Source organism: Streptomyces sp. P6-2-1, assembly GCF_050613165.1.
Taxonomy (GTDB): Bacteria; Actinomycetota; Actinomycetes; order Streptomycetales; family Streptomycetaceae; genus Streptomyces.
The window spans coordinates 2,217,059-2,235,833 of sequence record NZ_CP192513.1; the positions used below are offsets into that span (position 1 = coordinate 2,217,059).

The window sequence follows — 18,775 nt, forward strand, 5'->3', positions numbered from 1 at the left end:
GAAAAACCGCGGAAAAACCTTCCGCCACCGCACCGACACAGCCTTCCCGGAGGGCTCTCATGGCTTCGTCCGCCCACTCCGACTCCGCCTCGCCCGACGCCTCCGCCGAGATCCTGGCCGCGGCTCCCTGGAGCGCGCCCGCCGACGGCTCCGAGCACCTGCGCATCACGGCGGTACGCACCTTCCTCACCGCGCCGCAGGGCTGCCCGTACGTCATCGTGCGCGTCGAGACCAACCAGCCGGGCCTGTACGGGCTCGGCTGCGCCTCCGACCCGCAGCGCACCCTCGCCATCCGCTCCGTCGTCGACGACTACTACGCGCCGATGCTCATCGGGCGCGACCCCTCGGACATCGAGGACCTGCACCGCCTCCTCTTCAACAGCGGGTACTGGCGGGGCGGCTCGATCGGACAGAACGCGCTCGCGGGCGTCGATGTCGCGCTGTGGGACATCAAGGGGAAGGTCGCGGGGCTCCCCCTGCACCAGCTTCTCGGCGGGCGGGCGCGCGAGGCCGCCGACGCCTATACGCACGTGGACGGGGACAACGCGGGCGAGATCGCCGAGAAGGTGCTCGCCGCGCACGAACGCGGGTACCGGCACGTACGCGTGCAGGTCTCGGTGCCCGGCACGGACACGTACGGGACCGCGCCGCGCGACGCCGCGGAGGCACGCCGCCGCGAGCTGCGCGCCGGGAGCTGGGACTCGCTCGCGTACCTGCGGCACGTACCGCCCGTGCTGCGCGAGATCCGCGAACGGGTCGGCACGGGCGTGGAGTTGCTGCACGACGCGCACGAGCGGCTGACGCCGTCCCAGGCCCGCGAGCTGGTGCACGAGGTCGAGGACGCGCGGCTCTTCTTCCTGGAGGACGCGCTCGCGCCCGAGGACGCGGCCCACTTCGACCAGCTCCGCGCGGCCGGCTCGGTGCCGCTCGCGGTCGGCGAGCTGTACCACGACGTGATGATGTACCTGCCCCTGCTCCAGCGTCAGGTCATCGACTTCGCCCGCATCCGCATCCCCACCCTGGGCGGCCTCACACCGACCCGCAAGCTCGTCGCCGCCGTCGAGCTCTTCGGCGCGCGGACGGCTCCGCACGGGCCCGGCGACGTGAGCCCGGTCGGCATGGCGGCGAACCTGGGCCTCGACCTCAGCTCCCCCGCCTTCGGCGTGCAGGAGGCGGCCACCTTCAAGGAGGCGACGCGCGAGGTCTTCCCCGGCACCCCCGTCCCCGAGCGCGGCCGCTTCCACGGCACCGACCGCCCGGGCCTGGGCGTCGACTTCGACGAGACGGCGGCCCGCAAGCACCCGGTCCCCGAGCCGCTGCGCCACGACCGCTGGGCCCTGCTCCGCAACACGGACGGCAGCGTGCAGCGGCCCTAACGGGCGCCGTCGGAGGCCACCGGGGCCCGGCGGGGGCGGTTTCCCGCCGGGCCCCGGCGTACTCCGGGCCTCCGCATCGGGGCTTCCGCCGGGCCCAGGACGGGGCGCGGGGCGCCGAGCGGACGGGACCGGAGCACCGCGGGGGGGGCGGCGAACCGGAGGGCGACGAGAGCCGACGGGGGAATGGTTTCCCGGTGGGACCCGACGCGCGCGGGGGCGACCTTCGGGTCCGGCGGGGGCGGTTTGCCGTCGGGACTCGGCGTGTACGGGGGCGCCTTCGGGCCGGGCGGGGAACGGTGCCCAGGCGTCGCGGAGGGGCCGTCCTCCGGGTCAGGCCTGGGGGCGGGGCTTCCCGCGCGGGCGGTGGCGGGGGTGCGGATTTCCGCTGGGTCCGGCGCGGGTACGGGACCCTCCGGCCGGTGCGTCGGGGGTTTTCGCCGGGGCCGGGGCGGTGCCGCGTACGTACGGTGGCGGGCGCCGGTCCTGCGGGAGATCGCGGGACCCGCCCCGGCCCCGTGCTCCGGCAGGGCGGCGACCGGCCGCCCGAGCGGGCAGGTCGCCCGCTGAGCGGTGGCTTTCGGCCGGCCGCGCGACCCCGCGTCCGGCGGCCTCCTCAGGCCAGCAGCAGGGATCTCGGCTGGGCCGAGAGCGTGCGGTCCAGGACCAGGCAGGCCGCGCCGACCGCTGCCACGTCCTCCCCTATCGCCGTCGTCGTCACCGTCGTCGCGTGGACGGGCTTGACAAAGGGCGACTCGGCCACCATCGGCTCGATGAGCGGAAGGAGGCGGGGGGCGAGGAGGGGCCAGAGGGGGCCGCCGAAGACGATCGTGTCGGAGTCGAGGAGGGTCGCGGCGGCCGTGACGCCACGGCCGATCCGTACGCCCCAGCGGTCGATGATGCCGGCCGCGCGCGGCTCGCCGTCCGCCGCGATCCGGGCCAGGTGCTCCAGGCTGCGCTGCGCGTCCTGCGGGTCGGTGGGCGTGAACTCATGGCCCAGCGCGCCCAGTTCGATGGCCTCCTCGACGAGCGCCCGGCTGGAGCAGGCCGCGCCCAGGCCGCCGACCTCACCGACGTTCCCCGAGGAGCCGCGCAGCACGGTGTCGTCGACGACGAGGCCCATGCCCGAGCCCGTACCGAGGTAGAAGAAGAGGAAGTTGCGGCTGTCGGTCGCCGCGCCCGACCAGCGCTCCGCGACGGCCGCGGCGACCACGTCCTTGTCGAGCAGCGCGGGGAAACCGGTGTCGGCCTCCAGTCGCTCGCGCAGCGGAACGCTGCCCCAGCCCGGGAGTTCGGGCGGGTCGATGACGAGCCCCGCGACCGGGTCGACGGGCCCCGGCGCCGCGATGCCGAGCCCGAGCACCCGCTCCTGGTCCACGCCCGAGTCCTCGACGAGCGCGCCGACGGAGGCCGCCATCCCGGCGAGGAGCGCCTCCGTGTGCACGCCGCGCGGCGTCGGCTCGCTGCGCCGCGCGACGACCGTGCCGAGGAGATCGAGCAGGACGTACGTGATGACGGCCGGGTCGAGGTGGACCCCGATCGCGTACCGCGCCCCCGGCGTGACCTGGAGCAGGGTGCGCGGCTTGCCGCTGCCCGTGGACTGCTTGCCCGACTCGCGGGCTACCCCCTGATCGAGCAGGCGGCGCGTGATGTTGGAGACGGTCTGCGCCGACAGGCCCGTGGCCTCGGCGAGTTCGACGCGGCTCAGCCCCGCTTTGTGGCGGCGGATCGCGTCGAGCACGACGGACTCGTTGAAGTCCCCCATGCGGGGCAGATTGGTCCCGCGCCGGATCGACGTCTTCGTGGCACTCGCCCTTTTTGTCGTCACGCTCGGGTCTCTCCTGGACGGTTACCGGCCCCGGAGGGGAGCGGCGCGGGCGCCGGACCCTGAGGGGGTGTGTCCCGCCCCTCCAGTGCGTCGATTTGAAGAAATGCTACCGGCTCGGACGGTGCCTGACATAAGCACCGCCCGGCGGGAGACGCCGCGGCGCGGGGGTGGCGTCACGAGCCGGTGCCGCCGTCCCGTTACGTACCACCACCCCCGCGCCAGTCTGTGAGTCCCGCGAGGGGACTGTGCGCGCGCCTCCCTAGAGCTGCTGGACCAGTGCCAGCGACCAGGGGGCCAGCGTGACCTCGTACCTGAGCACGCCGTCCGCCCCGGCCCGCACCGTGCGCACGTCGGTGGCGCGCGCGAGGCGGTCGATGTGGGCGAGTTGCTCGCGGGTCGGGGCCTCGGGGGAGCCGAGGGCGCGCCAGGCGCCGAGCGCGTTGCCGTGTTCGGTGTCGAGGATCTCGATGTGGAAGGGGGTGCCGGGGGCGACCCCTTCGAGCTGGACGGTGAGGGTGCGCGGTGTGCCCTTCGCCTCCGTGGCGTCGGCGAGGTCGCGGCTGTCGAAGGAGGCGGGGACCGAGCGCGGTTCCTCCACCGGGTAGTGGTACGCGAGCGCGGTGAGGCGGCCGCTCGCGGCTTCGCGGGTGAGGACGTGGTCCTCGCCGCTGCCGATCAGCTCGTCGCCGAGGCGGTGGAGCATCCGGTAGGCGTGGAAGGTCGGCTTGGGGATACCGGGCAGCGTGATCATGCCGAAGCCGCCGTGGAACAGCTCGTCGCCCGCGCCGCCCTCCTCGAAGACGTCCGTGAACGTCCAGTACGAGAGGGAGTGCACGGTGTCCAGCGAGTGGAGGATCGAGCGGGTCACGTACGTCGCGGCAGGGAGCGTGTCGTGCGTGTGGTCGCGCGGCGAGGAGGACGAGGACCACTCGGTGAGGTGGATCTCGGCATCCGGGTACGCGCTCTTGGCGACGAGGTCGCGCAGGAGGGCGAGGTCGACGGGGGTCGCGTCCTTGCCGCGGGTGAGTTTCTGGCCCTGGCCGTGCTCGTCGAGCGCCCAGTCCGTGGGGTACGGGTGGGTCGAGACGAAGTCGACGGGAAGGTTCTCCTCGGCGCAGTAGGCGAGGAAGGAGTCGAACCAGACCGGGCGCCAGTCGTACGTGTCGATGTTCTCGTCACCCACGACGACACGCGCGTCGACGTTCTCGTTCTCGCTGTCGAAGCGGGCGTCGGGAACGAAGTTCGAGGTCGCGGGCCCGCCGACGCGCAGCTCCGCGTCGACGGCCTTCACCGCGCGGGCCGTCGTCCTGTACAGCTCGAAGTACTCGGAGCGGGTGCCGTGGAAGAAGCCCCACAGGTTGGCCTCGTTCCACACCTCGAAGTACCAGGTGCGGACCTCGTCGATGCCGTAGCGGGTGATCCAGTGCTTCGTGATGCGGCTGATCAGCTCGCCCCACTTGGCGTGGTCGACGGGCGGCGCGCCGTGGGCGCCCCACCAGAAGACGGTGTTGGTCTCGCGGGCGAGGGCGCGGGGGCTGAAGCCGAACTCGACGAAGGGGCGGACACCGAGGTCGAGGAGGAAGTCGAAGAGCGCGTCGACGTACTGGAAGTTGTAGACGGGGGTGCCGTCCTCGCGCTCCGTGTAGACGAACATGTCGTCGTGGAAGAGCCCGTGGAAGCGGATGTACTCGAACCCGGCCTCGCGCTTGGCCTCGGCGAGCTGGCGCTGCCAGTCGGCCCGCAGGCCCTCGTTGGCGCGGCCCGCGCCGACGACACGGCTCCAGTAGTGAGGCAGCGGAGTCGCGGCGGCGCTCGCGTGTCCGCTGACGGAGATGTCGCCCGGCATGGTGGTCCTTCCCTCGTGGTGCCCGCGTGAGGGCCTGGCGGGACTCATTAAATCAAAATGATAGACATAAGCCAAGGCCTCGCGGGGGCGAAGGCGGGGGGCGAAGGCGGAGGCGGGGCGTGGGGGGCGGTGACGGCGGGTGCGGGGGGCGTGGGGCGGGAGGGGCGCGGAGGCCGGGGGCGGGCCGCGGAGGCCCGCCCGGGGGGGAACGCCGGGCCCGGTGGGGCGGACACGGGAGGCCGGGGTCTCGGAGGGCAGGAACGCATACGGGACGCCGGGCCCGCAGAGGCCGAGGCGGACGCGAGACGCCGGGGTCGCCGGGACAGGGCGGAGGTGGGGCCCTTCGGTGCGCGGGCACCTGGGGCTTCGTTCCGGTAATCCGTTCCTCGCACGCTCACAGGTGCGGGCCGGAGGGGTCGAATTTCCGTGGCCCAGGCCAGGCGTCCAAGGTCACGGCACAATGGGCCTCATGTCCATACCGAGCCGCGCCGCCCTTCGCCAGCACCTCGTGGAGACCCGTATCAGCGGGGACGTCGCCACACCCCGCGAGAACAACCTCGCCCACTACCGCCACCTCGCCAACGGCAAGCGCAACTGGTGGCTGGGCCTGGAGCTGGGCGACCGCTGGACGGACGAGCAGGACGTGCTCGCCGTGATGGCGGAGCGCTGCGGCGTGAACGACGATCCCGAGCACCGCCAGGGCCAGGACACGATCGACCCCGAGCTGACCCTCGCGGGCCTGGACCGCATGGCGGCCCGCCTGCGCGAGGCCGCCGATGCCGGGCAGCGCGTCCTCGTCGCGACCGGTCACCCCGGCGCCCTGCTCGATCTGCACCGCCGTACCGCGCAGGCGCTGCGCGAGGCGGGCTGCGACATCGTGCGCATCCCGGGCGGTCTGCGCGCGGACGACGGCTGCGTGGTGCAGTTCGCGGACGTCGCGGTGTACGAGGCCGGGGCGAGCCTGTGGCACACGCACTCCCCCGCCCCGATGGACGCGATACTCGACGGCCTGGAGCGCGAGGGCGAGGCGCTCCCCGACCTCGTCGTCGCCGACCACGGCTGGGCGGGCCGCGCGGGCCAGCGCCGCATCGACGCGATCGGCTACGCGGACTGCAACGACCCGGCGCTCTTCATCGGCGAGCTGGAAGGAACGATGCAGGTCACCGTCCCCCTGGACGACCACGTGGTGGACCCGCGCTTCTACGAGCCGATGACCGCCTACCTCCTCGCCACGGCAGGCCTGCCGGGCGCCGACCCACTCCGCTGACGGCCACCCGGGGGAGGTGGGGGCAGCCCCGGAACGCGACCTGCCGGAGCCCGGCCCACCGCACCAGGCGCCCAGGCTTCAAGCCCCCACCCACCACCACGCCTTGCGGCCGCCCGCCCCACGGCACCACGACACCGGCCACGGCTCCGCAGTCCCGCGCGGCACGGCGCATCGGGAAGGGCGGGGCGCACACGGGGGCTCACGGGCGGCGCGGTCACGCGTCCTTGTCCGGGGCGCCCCCACGTGCCGGGGGATCAGCCACCTTCGGGAGGGGACGGCCCCCGGCGAACCGACGGCTCGGGCGCCGGACACCGGACATCGGGGGCCGGACATCGACGTCGGGCGTCGGGCGAACGGCGTGCGGTGTTCCGTGCCCGCCACCCGTCCCGAGGATCGCCGAAGCCCCCCGGCCGTCGCCGGTGCCGCGGTGCCCCCGCCGCGAGGTGGCCGGTCAGGGGCGTGGCGCCCGGGCGCGGGCACGGGCGCGGTGGCCCCGCCACCAGGTCACCGCCCACAGCACGTTGACCCCGCCCAGGATGACCAGGACGAGCACCGCGTCGGCGATCCGTGCGGGGTCGCCGCCCCGGCCCAGGTCGCGTACCGCGTGGGCGAGGAGTGTGACGTCGGCGGGGAGCGTGACGGCCGCCAGGAAGGACAGGCAGACCGCCGTGCCGAGGACGAGGACCACGCTGTAGACGCGGACCGCACGGCGCTCGCGCGCGGGCAGCCGCGCGCTCGGACCCGGGGCCCGCTCCCCGCCGGGCCGCAGGCGCCGCAGGAGGTGGCGGGCGTGGGCGAGCCCGTCCCCGTACAGGTTCCGGCAGCCGGTCAGGTCCTGGAGGACGAAGTACACGTCCGTGCGCGTGAAGACCATGAGCTGGAACGGGAGCGGCAGCAGCGCGATGAGCAGCGCGGCCGACAGGAAGCGGTGGGGCCCGGAGCCGGGCGTGGTCGTGGCGAGGGCGAGGAGCGCCGCCGACGCGCAGGAGAGGTTGAGGGCGATGCCCGCGAGGTAGGCGGTCAGGCGGTGGCGGCGCGGGGCGAGTTCGATGCCGCTGATGTCGGTCTGCATGACGAGGAATTGCAGGCGCGTGCCGAGCCTGATGTGTCCGGGCACCCCGGCCGCGCGTGCCGTGACGAGGTGGGCCAGCTCGTGCGCGTAGAGCAGTGTCCACCCGGCGGCGGCCCCGGTGAGCAGGACGAGGCTGCCGCGCGGGGTCCACAGCAGGTCGCGGTAGCCGGGCAGCAGCTCGGGCCGCCGTACGAGGACGACGAGCGCCGCGGCGACGAGGGCGGCGACCAGGAGCGGGAGCGCGGGGTGCAGCGCGAGGCGCACGTGTGCGGGGCGCAGCCGGGGCAGGCTCGCGCGAGGGGCCGCGACGTCCGGCAGCTCGCGGTTCCCGACGCGCGCGACGAAACCGAGGGCGGTGAGGTCCGTGACGAAGTCCGCCACATCGAAGTCCTCGCCGGTCTCCTCGCGCAGCACCCGCGCGGCCTCGTCCACGGGCGTGCCCGCCCGCAGCAGCGCGAGGGCCCGGACACCCTCGGCGGGCATCGCGACGAAGGTACGGCTCGCCATGCGGCCCACGATCCACTCGCCCTCGCGGTCCTCCCTGACGACGAGGTCGCGCAGGCGCACCCGGGCGTCGGGAGGCACCGGCGCCTCCTCGCGCACCGCCGTCACCGGCCCGGCTCCCCGCCCGTCGCCCCCGCCCCCGCGCCCGCCGTCGCGGCCCCCTCGGTCGTCTTCCCCGTGTCCTCCCCCGCAGTCTTTCCGCAGGCCGGGCAGCCGGAGCGGCGGGGGGCACGGGCGAGGACGTTGTCGCCGGGGCGCATGAGGTTGAAGCCGAAGCGGCAGCCGGGCTCGATGTGCGGAACGCCGCTGAGCAGGGCGAGTCCCGCGTGCGCGAGGAGGCTCCCCGAGAGCTGGGCCGTCACGGCGTTGACCGGGTTCCAGTCCATGCGCGGGGACGCGATCTCCTCGTCCTCGCCCGGCGGCAGGCTCAGCTCCCGCCGCTCGACCTCGGTGTCCCGCAGGCACACCCAGCACGCCCCCGTACCTGGCCGGAACAACGCGACGCTCACGAGCGGCCCCCGGTATCCGGCCTCCGCCCACGGCGTGCCCGTCGCGAGGCACACCTCATTGGCCCAGCGGCGTACGACAGGGGGCCGGTCGGCGGCGAGCAGGAGGGCGTCGTACGGGGCGGCCGCGAGCAGCTCGGCGAGATCGTCGGGGCCGCGTACCTCCCTGCGCTCGCCGCTGAGTGCGACGTCCCCGTTGAGGGCGCGCAGGGTGCGCAGCGCGGCGTCGAGCTTGGGCCGGCCGATATCGGCCTCGGCGAAGAGGGTCTGCCGGTTGAGGTTGGACAGCTCGACGGTGTCGGGTTCCACGCAGTGCAGGTGTCCCACGCCCGATGCCACGAGGTCGCGGGCCGCCGCGCCCCCCGTACCGCCGACCCCGACGAGGAGCACGCGCGAGGCGCGCAGGGCGAGTTGCGGGTCCCAGGGGCTGGCGCGGGGGGTCAGGTCCATCCAGCGCTGGAGCGTCATGCCGCGCCCGTACCGCTCGCGTTCGGCGGCCGAGAGCGCGACGGGCTCGGGGGCGCCCGCGTCCTCGACGAAACCGGCCTGCGTGAGGTCGTCCACGGCCGCCAGGAGATCCGCCTCGCCCAGGTCCGCGCCGGGGTGCGCGCGCAGCACATCGGCGACGATCTCACCGCGGTCCCGTGTGCCGTCCATCGCCTCGACGAGGGTCCACACCCACCCCTGCGGGTCGGCGACCTCGGAGCCGATGCCGTGCACGACGCTGCCGATCCTGACGTTCCCCTCCACCGTCCGGTAGGCCCGGTGCTCCGGCTTGATCCGCGGCCGTCGCATCACCCGCAACTTGCTCCCCTTCCGTCACAACTTCCTTGCCTGAAAGCGCCGTTGACAACGATGACGGGGGTGCCGAAACATGACAAGGGCACCTTGCCGCACCCGCGGCACCACCGATCGGAAGGAGACGACATGGCGAAGAAGATCCAGATCCGGCCGCTCGACAAGAAGGAGACCACGGGCGAGTCCGGCGGCAACGGCGGAGGCTGAGCCCCGTTGGTGAACCGCTTGCTCACCGCCGCCGAGGTCCCGGTGGCGGCACGGCGGCTGGTCTCCGCGCACGCGGGGGCCGGCCGCCTGCGGCGGGCCGGTACCTCGCGCGAGGGGCGGCCGCTGCTCCTGCTGTCGGTGGGACGGGGACCGCGGCACGTACTCGTCGTGGCGGGGGCGCATGCGGACGAGCCGACGGGGCCGACGACGGCGCTCGCGCTCGCGCGCCACCTCCTGCGCGGCGAGATCGCGTCACCTGCCGCCGAACTCACCCGCGTGACATGGGACTTCCTCCTCTGCCTCGATCCGGACGCGGCGGCTCTCAGCGGTACGGCCGAGGCGTTCGGGGCCGCGTCGTCGGCGCCGGCCGCGCGCGCCGTCGCCGACTACTTCCGGGCCTCCTACCGCCCGCTCGCCGCCGAACAACCGGAGTGGGCACCGATCGAGGGGCACCGCCTGCCCGAGACCGACGTGCTCGTCGACCTCGTCGCCTCGCTGCGTCCCGTCCTGCAATGCTCCCTGCACAACGTCGAGGCGGGCGGCACCTTCCTCCAGCTCACCGCGGGGCTCCCCGGCGTCGAGAAGCCGTTCGCCCGCGCGGCGGCACACCACGGCATCCCGCTCCAGTACGGGACCTTCGACGCCCTGCACTGGGAGCACCCGGCGCCCGCCGTCCACGTCCTGCCCCCGGCCGCGCTGCGCCACCGGCTCGCGGCGGGCTCGGCGGGGATCGGCCGCTCGACGTGGTGCGCTCCGGCCGCTTACGGCGGTACGACCGCGATCATCGAGGTGCCGCTGTGGGCGAGCCGCGCGGCCGACGACGCGACGCCGCACCCCGAACCGGGCGCCGCCCTGCGCGCGTTGAGCGAACTGACCCTCAGCGGCGGGCGCGAGATCACGGCCCTGGTCACCGAGGCACGACACCTGCTGCCCGCAGGCGACCCCCGCCTGCGCGTCCTGACGTGGATGGGCGAAGGGCTCTACGAACTGGTCGCCGCCTCCTGGCGGTCGCTCGCCGATGGCCCGCCGCTCTCGGTGGCCGACGTCGACGCGCTCGGCATCGCGGCGCGCCGCCAGCCCCTGCGCGCGGCGGGACTCCTGCACCACCTCCTCACCCGGGCCGGGGCGCCCGGAGCCCCCGCCCTGAGCGCCCGCGTCGGCGCCCTCCTGACCACGTGGAGCGCGGACTTCGCCAGGCACCTGGGCCTGCGGCCGGTCCCCCCGCGCGACCAGGCAGGCCACCAGGCGGCGACGATGCTGGCGGCGGCGGAAGCGGTGCTGGAGGAGGAGAGGGCAGCGGGCAGGCGCTGAACGGCGGGGCGCCGGACGACGGACGGGCGCCGGACGGGCGCCGGACGACGGCCCGTGCGGGCCTCGTCACGCGTGCGAGGCGCCGGGACGCGGCTGCTGCGAGCCGGGCCCCGACACCTCGTATCCCTGTGTTCCTCGTGGTCCCCGCGGCCCCTGCGGCCCCGCGGCCCTGTGACCCCACAGCCCCGTGGCCGTGCCCCCGCGGCCCCGTGCGGGGGTACGGGCCGGGTGGGTCCGTACCGGAAGGCGCTCCGCTCAGGCGGCCTCGTCGAGGCCGGGGCCCTGGCCGGTTCCCGCGCCGCGGCCGATCTCCAGGAGTGCGAGCGCGATCGTCGTGCCCTGGCGGCCGAAAGCCTCCGTGTAGGGCGAGGTGACCCGCATCTCGCGCGAGAAGTCGGTGCGCCTGCCGCCTCCGGCGATCCTGGCCCGCTGCACCTGCCGCGACAGCGAGCGGCGGCGGGCGATGAGCGCGCGGATCTCGGCGTCGACGTGGTCGATGCGCTCGCGGAGCCCGGCGATCACCATCGCCGTGGTCTCCTCGTCCTCGCGCACGGTGGTCTCTTCGCGGACACTCATCACGGGCCCCAGGTGTTGCCGTCGGGGCTCACCGTCGGCTGGGCCGAATCGTCGGCCGGGCTCACGCTCACGATGTCCGCTCCCCCACGGGCGGACACGGCGAGGGCGGCGGGCGTCGCGACACCCGCCGCGCCCAGGACGACCAGGGTCACGACGGCGAGGCGGCGCGCGAAGGGCGTGCTGACGGCGGTTCTGCGGTGACGAATGCTCGTGTTCATGGTGGGTGGTCCCCCTACGTCAAATCCGCTGTATTGCGGCGTTCTCTGCTTGACGTGATGAGTTTGGCACTCACGATCCGAGCCGTCAGCATCACTGAGTGTCAGCCTCCTGTGATGGCAACTCCTTGTCAGGGGACCGGAGTCCGAGCTGTTCCAGCGCCGCCCTGAGCCCGGTGGCCGGCGTCCAGGTCGCGGCCGCGCCGACCGCGGGGGGCAGCGCGCGGGCCACGAGGCGGACCGCCGATTCCTCGGCGCCCGCGCTCTGCGCGTGACCCAGGAAGAGGGTCAGGCGGCTGCCGCCGCCCGGCAGCGGTGCCACGTGGACGTGCTCCAGGAGGTCCTCGGGCACGGCGAGCCGCCTGACGAGCTGATCGAGGGCCTCTTCACCGGGTACGGGCCCGGTCGGCAGGGTCGCCGTCACGAGGAACATGGTTTTGAGCCTTCCCCTTGCTTTCCTGTGAACAGATCCGCCTACCCCCCAGTAGGCTTGCAGGCGGTCCGGCTGTCCTGAAATAGTCGGGCCCGTCCTGCGACTTCGGTTGTCGGGGCAGTCAGTCGCCTCTGGGGGGAGGAGTGCCGGCATGGGACAGCTCGGCCTTGATTCCGATGCTGAATCCGTTTATCGCGTGCTGTTGACACTGCCGAAAGCAGGCGTCTCGGAGATCGCCGCCGCACTCGGCTGGGACATCTCGCGCGTACAGGCCACGCTCGACGCGCTCGCCGCCCTCACCCTCGTACGGAACTCCTCCGAGGACCCCGACAAAGTGCGCCTCGTCAACCCGGAGTTCGGGCTCTCCGGGCTGCTCCACCGGCAGGAGCAGGAGCTGGCCAGGCACCAGCAGGCCGTCGCCTCCTCGCGGCTCGCCATCACGCAGATGCTCAGCGAGTACGAGAACAACCCGACGACCCGTTCGGACGCGGTGCGCAGCTACACCGGTCTGGACGCCATCAACTCGCAGATCGAGCGTCTCGCGCACACGGCCGAGAGCAGCATCGAGGTCTTCGCGCCGCGCGGCGCGCAGCCGGTCTCGGCGCTGAAGGCCGCCCGGCCGCTCGACCAGGACGCGGTCGCGCGCGGCCTCGCGCTGCGGTACGTCTACCTGGACTCGATCCGCAACGACCCGCCGACCCTCCACTACGCCCGCTGGCTCCAGGACCTCGGCGGCGAGGTGCGGGTCCTGCCGCAACTGCCGCTGCGCATGATCATCTACGACCGCAGGGCGGCGATCGTGCCCATCGATCCCGAGTCCGCCCAGACCGGCGTACTGGTCCTCCAGGGGGCGGGGATCGTCACCGCGCTGGTCTCGCTCTTCCAGCAGATCTGGGAGCAGGCGCAGCCGATCGGCGTGGTCAGGGAGCCGGCCCCGGAAGGGCTCGCTCCGCAGGAACAGGCCGTCCTCGACCTGCTCTTCGACGGCCACACGGACGACGTCGTGGCCCGCAAGCTCGGTGTGTCGGTGCGTACGGGGCGCCGGATCACGGCCGAACTCCTCGCCCGGCTCGGTGCCCGCAGCCGCTTCCAGGCGGGGGCGCTGGCGATGGAGCGCGGCTGGCTGGGCCCCGGCACGGTACGTACGGCGCCGGAGCCCGCGGAGGACTGACCGCGCGCTCCCCGGCTCCGGGCCACCCGCCCCGCGCACCTCTTTCTCCCTGGGCATTCCGTTCAGGCCGCTCGTGCGGGGGCCTCGCGCGGCGTGTTCACCGCGTCGGGCACCGGGAGTCCCGCGAGGGCGAGGAGGACCGACTCGGCCGCCTGGGTGCCCGCGCGCCGTTGCGCCTCGGGGGTGCTCGCGCCCAGGTGCGGCGTCGCGACGACGTTGTCGCACGCGAACAGCGGGGAATCGGTGCAGGGTTCGCCGCTGTACACGTCGAGCGCCGCGCCCGCGATCCTTCCCTCGGTGAGCGCCGCGTACAGCGCGTCCTCGTCGACGATCCCGCCGCGCGCCGCGTTCACGAGGCGCAGGTCGGGGCGGACCCTGCGGAGCGCCTCGGTGCCGATCAGGCCCCTGGTCGCCTCGGTGAGCGGCAGGTGCACGGTGAGGAACTGGGACCGCGCGAGCAGTTCGTCGAGGCTCGTGAGGCGGGCGCCGGTGGCCGCGGCCCGCGCGGGGTCCACGTGCGGGTCGTGGGCGATGACCTCCATGTCGAAGGCGGCGAGGCGGCGGGCCACGAGCGAGCCGATCCGCCCGATGCCGAGCACGCCGAGCGTCTTGCCCGCCAGCTCGACGCCCCCGAGCCCGGCGCGGTCCCAGCGCCCCTCCCTGAGCGAGGCGTGCGCGCGCGGCACCTCGCGGGCGAGCGCGAGGAGCAGGGCGACGGCGTGTTCCGCCGCGCTGACCACGTTCGAAGCGGGCGCGTTCGCGACGAGCACCCCCCTGGCCGTGGCGGCGGCGACGTCCACGTTGTCGAGCCCGACCCCGGCGCGCGCGATGGCCTTGAGCCGGGGCGCCGCGGCCAGGGCCTCGGCGTCGATGCGCGTCGCCGAGCGCACGAGGACGGCGTCGGCGTCGGCGAGCGCGGCGAGCAGCGCGGGCCTGTCCGTGCCGTCGACGTGGCGTACCTCCACCTCGCCGTCCCTGGTGAGGACGGCCCTCGCCTCCGGGCTGAGGGCGTCGGCGATCAGTGCGATGTGCTGGGGCATGGTTCCTGCTGCCTTTCGGGAGCGGTGACGGGGACAGGGACACGGGTCGGGGAGGCGGGCGCGGGGGCCGGGCCCGGGGCGGCGAGGAGTGCCCCGCCGTCGTGGTGGCTGAGGCGCAGCGGGGCGCCGAGCGAGGCGAGCGCGGCCCTGTGCTCCCGGCCGGCGTCGAGGTCGTACAGGAGCAGCGGCCGCGCGGGCTGTTCGGTGCCCTGCCAGGACAGCAGGCGCGGGGGCTCGTCGGGGGCGCTGACGTGCAGCAGGTCGGGCGCGACGAGCAGTCCGTCGCCCGTCGCCTTGAGCAGGGCCTCCTTGCGCGTCCAGTAGCGGATGAAGCCCGCGGCGCGCAGCTCGGCGGGGAGCCCCGCGAGCAGGGCCCGTTCGGGCGGCGCGAGGGTCCTGTCGACCGTCTCGGGTGCCTGCGGGGCGATCCGTTCGACGTCGGCGCCGATCTCGGTGGTGTGGGCGAGCGCGACGAGTACGCGGTCGCCCGAGTGCGAGAGCGAGAGCCGCAGCGGGGCGGGCGGCTGGGGCTTGCCGTGCGGGCCGCCGCAGTGCTTGCACACGGCGACGAGGTCCACCTCGCGCACGGGCACGCCGAGGTGGCGGGCGACGACGGTCCTGGCCAGGGCGCGCGCGCCGACGTAGAGGGCGCGGGCGCCCGCCTTGCGCAGCCGCTCGGCACGCACGCGTTCGCGCGGCGCGAGGAGGGCGCGCGCCCAGGCGTCGTCGCGGGCCCTGCCCCACCACACCTGGCAGTCCCCGTACCGCAGTGCGGGCACGTCGTGCTCACCGGGGTGCGTCACAGGCCACCGTCCACCGGCAGGACCGCGCCCGTGATGTACGAGGCGCGGGGCGAGGCGAGGTAGGCGACGGCGTCGGCGACCTCGGGGGCGCGTCCTGCCCGGCCGAGCGCGGTGCGCCGCTCGACGCCCGCGCGGGTCTCCTCGTCGAGTGCCGCCGACATGTCGGTGGTGACCAGGCCGGGGGCCACCGTGTTGACGCGGATGCCGCGGCGGCCCACCTCCTTGGCGAGCGAGCGCGAGAAGGCGATGATCCCGGCCTTGGACGCGGCGTAGTTCGTCTGGCCCGCGTTGCCGTGCAGTCCCGAGACGGAGGCGAGCGTGACGATGCTGCCAGCGCGCCGCTTGAGCATGGGGTACACGACGTTGCGGCACACGTGGTAGACGCCGTCGAGGTTGGTGGCGACGACGTCGTGCCACTCGTGGTCGGCCATCATCAGGAGCGGTTTGTCGCGCGTGATCCCGGCGGAGGTGACGGCCACGGCGACGGGCCCGAACTCCTCCTCGGTACGGCGCACCCAGCCGCGTACGGCCCCGGCGTCCGTGACGTCGACGCGGACCGCGAGGGCGGCGGCACCGCGTCCCGCCAGCTCCTTCTCCACCTCGGTGGCCGCGCGTTCCTCGCCGCGGAAGCAGAAGGAGATGTCGTACCCCTCGTCGGCGAGCCGCAGGGCGACCGCCCGCCCGATGCCGCGCGAGCCTCCGCTGAGCAGCGCGACGGGCCTGGCCGGGGCCTCGCTCCCCAGCGGGGTGGCCGTGCGGGTCGGGGCCGTGCGGGGTGCGGTGGTGCTCATCGGGCCGCCTCCTCTCGGCGCGCGGGCTCCGCGGCCTCGTGCCCGCCCGGTGCCGTGCCGTCGGTGAGCAGGCGCAGCACCAGGCAGCCCACGCGTCCGTCCGGGTCCGTCGTGGTGGCCAGGGCGATCCGGCCGGGCTCCCCCGGTTCGGCGAGCAGGGCGGCGAGCTGGAAGGCGCCGGTCGCCGCCGCCGTCTCGCCGAGCAGCGCGGCGGGCGCGGCGCGCTCGCGTACTCCGGCGTCGAAGAGGGAGCGGTGCACGTCCGCCTCCTGCTCCCCCGCGACGCCGGGCGCGTTGCCCGGCAGCGCGGCCCACACGTCCCGCGCGGTCACTCCCGCGGCGTCGAGCGCGGTGGCGACGGTCGCGGTGAGCGTGGCGGTGAAGTCGCCCGGCGGGGCGACGCGGTGGTGCACCGCGAGGACGTCGGCGAGTGGTGTACCCGCCGCGTGGTCCGCCCTTTCGAGCAGGACCATGACGCAGCCCTCGCCGAGCACGACGTCCGTGCCGTGCGCCGCGTGCGTGAGGTGGGCGCGCGTCGCCGAGTACTCCTCGGCGGAACCGGCGAGGACCCGCGTCGCGTGCCCGTCGGCGAGCAGCCTGCGGCCGTGGTCGAGGGCGATGAGCGCGGAGAGCCTGCCGGCCGCGACCGTGCTGTTGGGGCCCTTGAGCACCTGCCGGATCGCGGTCGCCGAAGCAGCCCTGTTCATGGCCATGTTGGGCACTTTGGCCGCGGGTACGGCGAGGGGGCGGGGCCCTTCGAGCGAGGCTTTGGTGAACTCCATGAACCCCTGCACGCTCCCCGCCGTCGTGCCGAGGACCAGTCCGGTGCCGGGCGGTTCCCCGGGCGCGGGCGCATCGCCGCCCCCGGGGACCGGCGCGGGCCCTTCGCCGCCCCCGGGGACCGGCGCGCCGTCGTGCGCGGCGAGCAGGTCGCGCACGGTCAGCGCGGTGAGCCCGGTCAGCCGGTCGAGGCCGCGGGTGCCCCGGCGGCCGAGTGCTTCGCGCACGTCGAAGCCGGGGACGACACGCGCGGTCGGCGCGGGACCCGCGGCCCACTCGGCGGTCCACTCGGCGGGCACCGCGCCCTCGGGGGCGGCGGTACGGGTCCGCAGGCCCTCGGCGAGGGCCGCCCCTCCCGTCCCGTAGGGCGAGACCGCCGACCAGGCGGTGATGACGACGGCGCTCATGCGGCGCCCCTCTCTCGGGTCTCGTGCAGGCCGAGGACGACGACGGCGTTGTTGCCGCCGAAGGCGAGCCCGTTGTTCTGCACCACACGGACGGGCGCGGCGACGGACGTGTTGGGCACGACGTCGAGCGGGCAGTCCGGGTCGGTCTCGCGGTGGTTGGCGGTCGGGGGGACGAAGCCGTGGCGGATCGCGAGCGCGGCGGCGACGGCGCCGAGCGCGCTGGCCGCGCCCATCGTGTGCCCGATCATCGACTTGATGCCGACGGTGCGCGGCGGGGTGTCGCCGTAGACCTGGCGGATGGCGGCCGCCTCGGTCGCGTCGTTGACGGCGGTCCCTGTGCCGTGCGCGGAGATCAGGTCGACCTCTTCGGGTTTGACGGCGGCGTTTGCCAGGGCGAGGCGCATGCAGCGGGCCACGCTGTCCTCCTCGGGCGCCGTGGGGTGCGCGGCGTCGCAGTTGAGCGCGTAGCCGAGCACTTCGGCGTAGATGTGCGCGCCGCGTGCGCGCGCCGATTCCTCGGACTCCAGGAGGAGCAGTCCCGCTCCCTCGCCGGTGAGCAGCCCGGTGCGCCCGGTGTCGAAGGGCCTGCACTCGTCGGCGGCGACGAGGCCGAGGCGCGAGAACCCGGCGAAGGTCTTGCGGTTGAGCGCGTCCGCGCCCCCGACGAGCGCCCAGTCGGCGGTGCCGTCGCGCACGGCGTCGAAGCCGTTGCCGATGGCGTAGTTCCCCGCCGCGCACGCCGTCGCGATGGTCGACGCCTCGACGTCGGAGAGGCCGAGTTCGCGGACGATCCCGAGCGCGAGGCTCCCGGTCGCCGTGGTGGTGAGCGAGGAGCCGGTGAAGGCGGCGAGGCCGAGCGAGAGCGCGGACCGCGTGAGCAGGTCCAGTTCGCCGGTCTCGCCGTCGGTGGTGCCGATGACGACGGCGCCGCGCCGCTCGCGCAGCCACTCCTCGGTGAGCCCGGCGTCCTCCAGCGCCATCCGGGCCGCCACGGCGGCGAAGCGGGTCGCCCGGCCCGTGGTCTCCGTACGGGTACGGCGCAGCCAGGCCGACTCCTCGACGCCGCGCACCTGGTGGCCGCGGCGGCTGGGGAACCCGGTCGAGTCGAACGCGGTGATCTCGCCGGTCCCGACGCGGCCCTCGCGCAGGGCCGCGGTGAAGGCGGCGACCCCGTTGCCCACGCTGGAGAGGGTCCCGCAGCCGGTGAGGACGACCCTGCGCGGCCCGTGGGCCGGTCCGCGCGGCGTCCTGGCGGCGCTCACGGCTGCCGCCGTGCGGTGTCGGCGAGCACGGCGAGCACCGCGTCCAGGTGGACGAGCTTGACGAGGTCGTCCTGGTCGATGACGACGCCCAGTTCGTTCTCGACGCGCGAGAGGATCTCGATGGCGCCGAGGGAGTCGGCCCCGTGGTCCTCGATGAACAGGCTCGTGCCGGTCAGTTCCTCGTCCTCCAGCTCCAGGACGTCGACGATGATGGCCCGGACGGCGGGGATGTCCACGGTCGTGTTGACGGTCATGGGTGTGACTGCCTTTCGCTTGCTGCGCATCGGGTGGGTGCGCGGGGTGGGTGCGGGGGGCGGGCGGCCGTCGCGTGCGCGGCTCGGGCCGCCCGCCCGGCAGGAGGCTCAGGCCGCCCGCGCGATGAGCGACGCGGGGCGCATGTCGGTCCAGGAGCGCTCGACGTGGTCGAGTGCCGCCGCACGGCTGCCGGCCGGCAGGGCCGTGTGCCAGCCCTCGGGCACGGCGGCGAACTCGGGCCAGACGCAGTGCTGTCCCTCGTCGTTGACCAGGACCAGGAAGGTGCCGTTCTCGTCGTCGAAGGGGTTGTTCTTCATGTGCGGATTTCCT

18 protein-coding genes and 1 pseudogene are annotated in these 18,775 nt (G+C 74.7%); 5 read left to right on the forward strand and 14 right to left on the reverse strand.

Annotation, left to right across the window (positions count from 1 at the left end; all coding sequences use genetic code 11):
- The first annotated feature begins 59 nt into the window (after positions 1-59).
- Positions 60-1,376 (forward strand): enolase C-terminal domain-like protein, encoded by a 1,317-nt coding sequence (locus ACQYWQ_RS09585; protein WP_431033765.1) that lies wholly within the window; start codon positions 60-62, stop codon positions 1,374-1,376.
- Positions 1,377-1,989: 613 nt separating this feature from the next.
- Here ACQYWQ_RS09585 and ACQYWQ_RS09590 read toward each other — a convergent pair.
- Entirely contained in the window at positions 1,990-3,201 is a 1,212-nt protein-coding gene (locus ACQYWQ_RS09590) for an ROK family transcriptional regulator (protein ID WP_431033767.1), read from the reverse strand.
- A 259-nt stretch (positions 3,202-3,460) separates the two neighbouring features.
- Positions 3,461-5,047, reverse strand: coding sequence for a GH39 family glycosyl hydrolase (locus ACQYWQ_RS09595; RefSeq protein ID WP_431033770.1), 1,587 nt, complete (start codon positions 5,045-5,047; stop codon positions 3,461-3,463).
- Positions 5,048-5,516: 469 nt separating this feature from the next.
- On the opposite strand from ACQYWQ_RS09595, the gene ACQYWQ_RS09600 reads away from it, so the two are divergent.
- Positions 5,517-6,314, forward strand: coding sequence for a phosphatase (locus tag ACQYWQ_RS09600; RefSeq protein ID WP_431033771.1), 798 nt, complete (start codon positions 5,517-5,519; stop codon positions 6,312-6,314).
- A gap of 451 nt (positions 6,315-6,765) precedes the next feature.
- On the opposite strand, the gene ACQYWQ_RS09605 is transcribed toward ACQYWQ_RS09600, so the two are convergent.
- Complete coding sequence (locus ACQYWQ_RS09605) at positions 6,766-7,953, reverse strand: hypothetical protein (protein ID WP_431039129.1); 1,188 nt, start codon at positions 7,951-7,953, stop codon at positions 6,766-6,768.
- A gap of 41 nt (positions 7,954-7,994) precedes the next feature.
- Positions 7,995-9,191 carry a HesA/MoeB/ThiF family protein gene (locus tag ACQYWQ_RS09610; RefSeq protein ID WP_431033773.1) on the reverse strand — a complete coding sequence of 399 codons (1,197 nt, stop codon included), beginning with the start codon at positions 9,189-9,191 and terminating at the stop codon, positions 7,995-7,997.
- 69 nt (positions 9,192-9,260) lie between these two features.
- Between ACQYWQ_RS09610 and ACQYWQ_RS09615 the strand changes: the two genes are divergently transcribed.
- Positions 9,261-9,401, forward strand: coding sequence for a hypothetical protein (locus ACQYWQ_RS09615; protein WP_431039413.1), 141 nt, complete (start codon positions 9,261-9,263; stop codon positions 9,399-9,401).
- Positions 9,402-9,410: 9 nt separating this feature from the next.
- A complete protein-coding gene (locus tag ACQYWQ_RS09620) occupies positions 9,411-10,712 on the forward strand; it encodes a M14 family zinc carboxypeptidase (RefSeq protein WP_431039130.1) in 1,302 nt (433 codons plus the stop codon).
- 255 nt (positions 10,713-10,967) lie between these two features.
- Here ACQYWQ_RS09620 and ACQYWQ_RS09625 read toward each other — a convergent pair whose 3' ends face one another.
- The 3 genes from ACQYWQ_RS09625 to ACQYWQ_RS09635 all read right to left on the reverse strand — a co-directional run bounded on the left by ACQYWQ_RS09625 (position 10,968) and on the right by ACQYWQ_RS09635 (position 11,936).
- A complete protein-coding gene (locus ACQYWQ_RS09625; protein ID WP_431033775.1) occupies positions 10,968-11,288 on the reverse strand; it encodes a chorismate mutase in 321 nt (106 codons plus the stop codon).
- Positions 11,288-11,506 (reverse strand): hypothetical protein, encoded by a 219-nt coding sequence (locus ACQYWQ_RS09630; RefSeq protein ID WP_431033777.1) that lies wholly within the window; start codon positions 11,504-11,506, stop codon positions 11,288-11,290. Before ACQYWQ_RS09630 ends, ACQYWQ_RS09625 begins: the two co-directional genes overlap by 1 nt.
- A gap of 91 nt (positions 11,507-11,597) precedes the next feature.
- Positions 11,598-11,936 carry a hypothetical protein gene (locus ACQYWQ_RS09635; RefSeq protein WP_431033778.1) on the reverse strand — a complete coding sequence of 113 codons (339 nt, stop codon included), beginning with the start codon at positions 11,934-11,936 and terminating at the stop codon, positions 11,598-11,600.
- A 151-nt stretch (positions 11,937-12,087) separates the two neighbouring features.
- Between ACQYWQ_RS09635 and ACQYWQ_RS09640 the strand changes: the two genes are divergently transcribed.
- Positions 12,088-13,107, forward strand: a complete 1,020-nt coding sequence (locus ACQYWQ_RS09640; protein ID WP_431033779.1) for a helix-turn-helix domain-containing protein — start codon at positions 12,088-12,090, stop codon at positions 13,105-13,107.
- Between the two features lie 95 nt (positions 13,108-13,202).
- Here ACQYWQ_RS09640 and ACQYWQ_RS09645 read toward each other — a convergent pair.
- From ACQYWQ_RS09645 to ACQYWQ_RS09675, 7 genes and pseudogenes are all read right to left on the reverse strand, one after another.
- Positions 13,203-14,147, reverse strand: a pseudogene (locus ACQYWQ_RS09645) (hydroxyacid dehydrogenase); the annotation flags it as partial.
- The gene (locus ACQYWQ_RS09650; RefSeq protein ID WP_431033780.1) at positions 14,126-14,950 is read right to left on the reverse strand and encodes a 4'-phosphopantetheinyl transferase family protein; all 825 of its coding nucleotides are present in this window, start codon (positions 14,948-14,950) and stop codon (positions 14,126-14,128) included. The pseudogene ACQYWQ_RS09645 and the gene ACQYWQ_RS09650, both read right to left, overlap by 22 nt.
- Complete coding sequence (gene fabG, locus ACQYWQ_RS09655; RefSeq protein ID WP_431033782.1) at positions 14,947-15,741, reverse strand: 3-oxoacyl-ACP reductase FabG; 795 nt, start codon at positions 15,739-15,741, stop codon at positions 14,947-14,949. Before fabG ends, ACQYWQ_RS09650 begins: the two co-directional genes overlap by 4 nt.
- A complete protein-coding gene (locus ACQYWQ_RS09660) occupies positions 15,738-16,928 on the reverse strand; it encodes a beta-ketoacyl synthase N-terminal-like domain-containing protein (protein ID WP_431033783.1) in 1,191 nt (396 codons plus the stop codon). The genes fabG and ACQYWQ_RS09660 overlap by 4 nt, the downstream gene beginning before the upstream one ends.
- Positions 16,925-18,190: a beta-ketoacyl-[acyl-carrier-protein] synthase family protein gene (locus ACQYWQ_RS09665; protein WP_431033786.1), complete on the reverse strand. Its 1,266-nt coding sequence runs from the start codon at positions 18,188-18,190 to the stop codon at positions 16,925-16,927. Before ACQYWQ_RS09665 ends, ACQYWQ_RS09660 begins: the two co-directional genes overlap by 4 nt.
- On the reverse strand, positions 18,187-18,444 hold the full coding sequence (locus tag ACQYWQ_RS09670; protein WP_431033787.1) for an acyl carrier protein: 258 nt from the start codon (positions 18,442-18,444) through the stop codon (positions 18,187-18,189). Before ACQYWQ_RS09670 ends, ACQYWQ_RS09665 begins: the two co-directional genes overlap by 4 nt.
- Before the next feature lie 108 nt (positions 18,445-18,552).
- Positions 18,553-18,762, reverse strand: a complete 210-nt coding sequence (locus tag ACQYWQ_RS09675) for an MbtH family protein (RefSeq protein WP_431033788.1) — start codon at positions 18,760-18,762, stop codon at positions 18,553-18,555.
- Between the last annotated feature and the right edge of the window lie 13 nt (positions 18,763-18,775).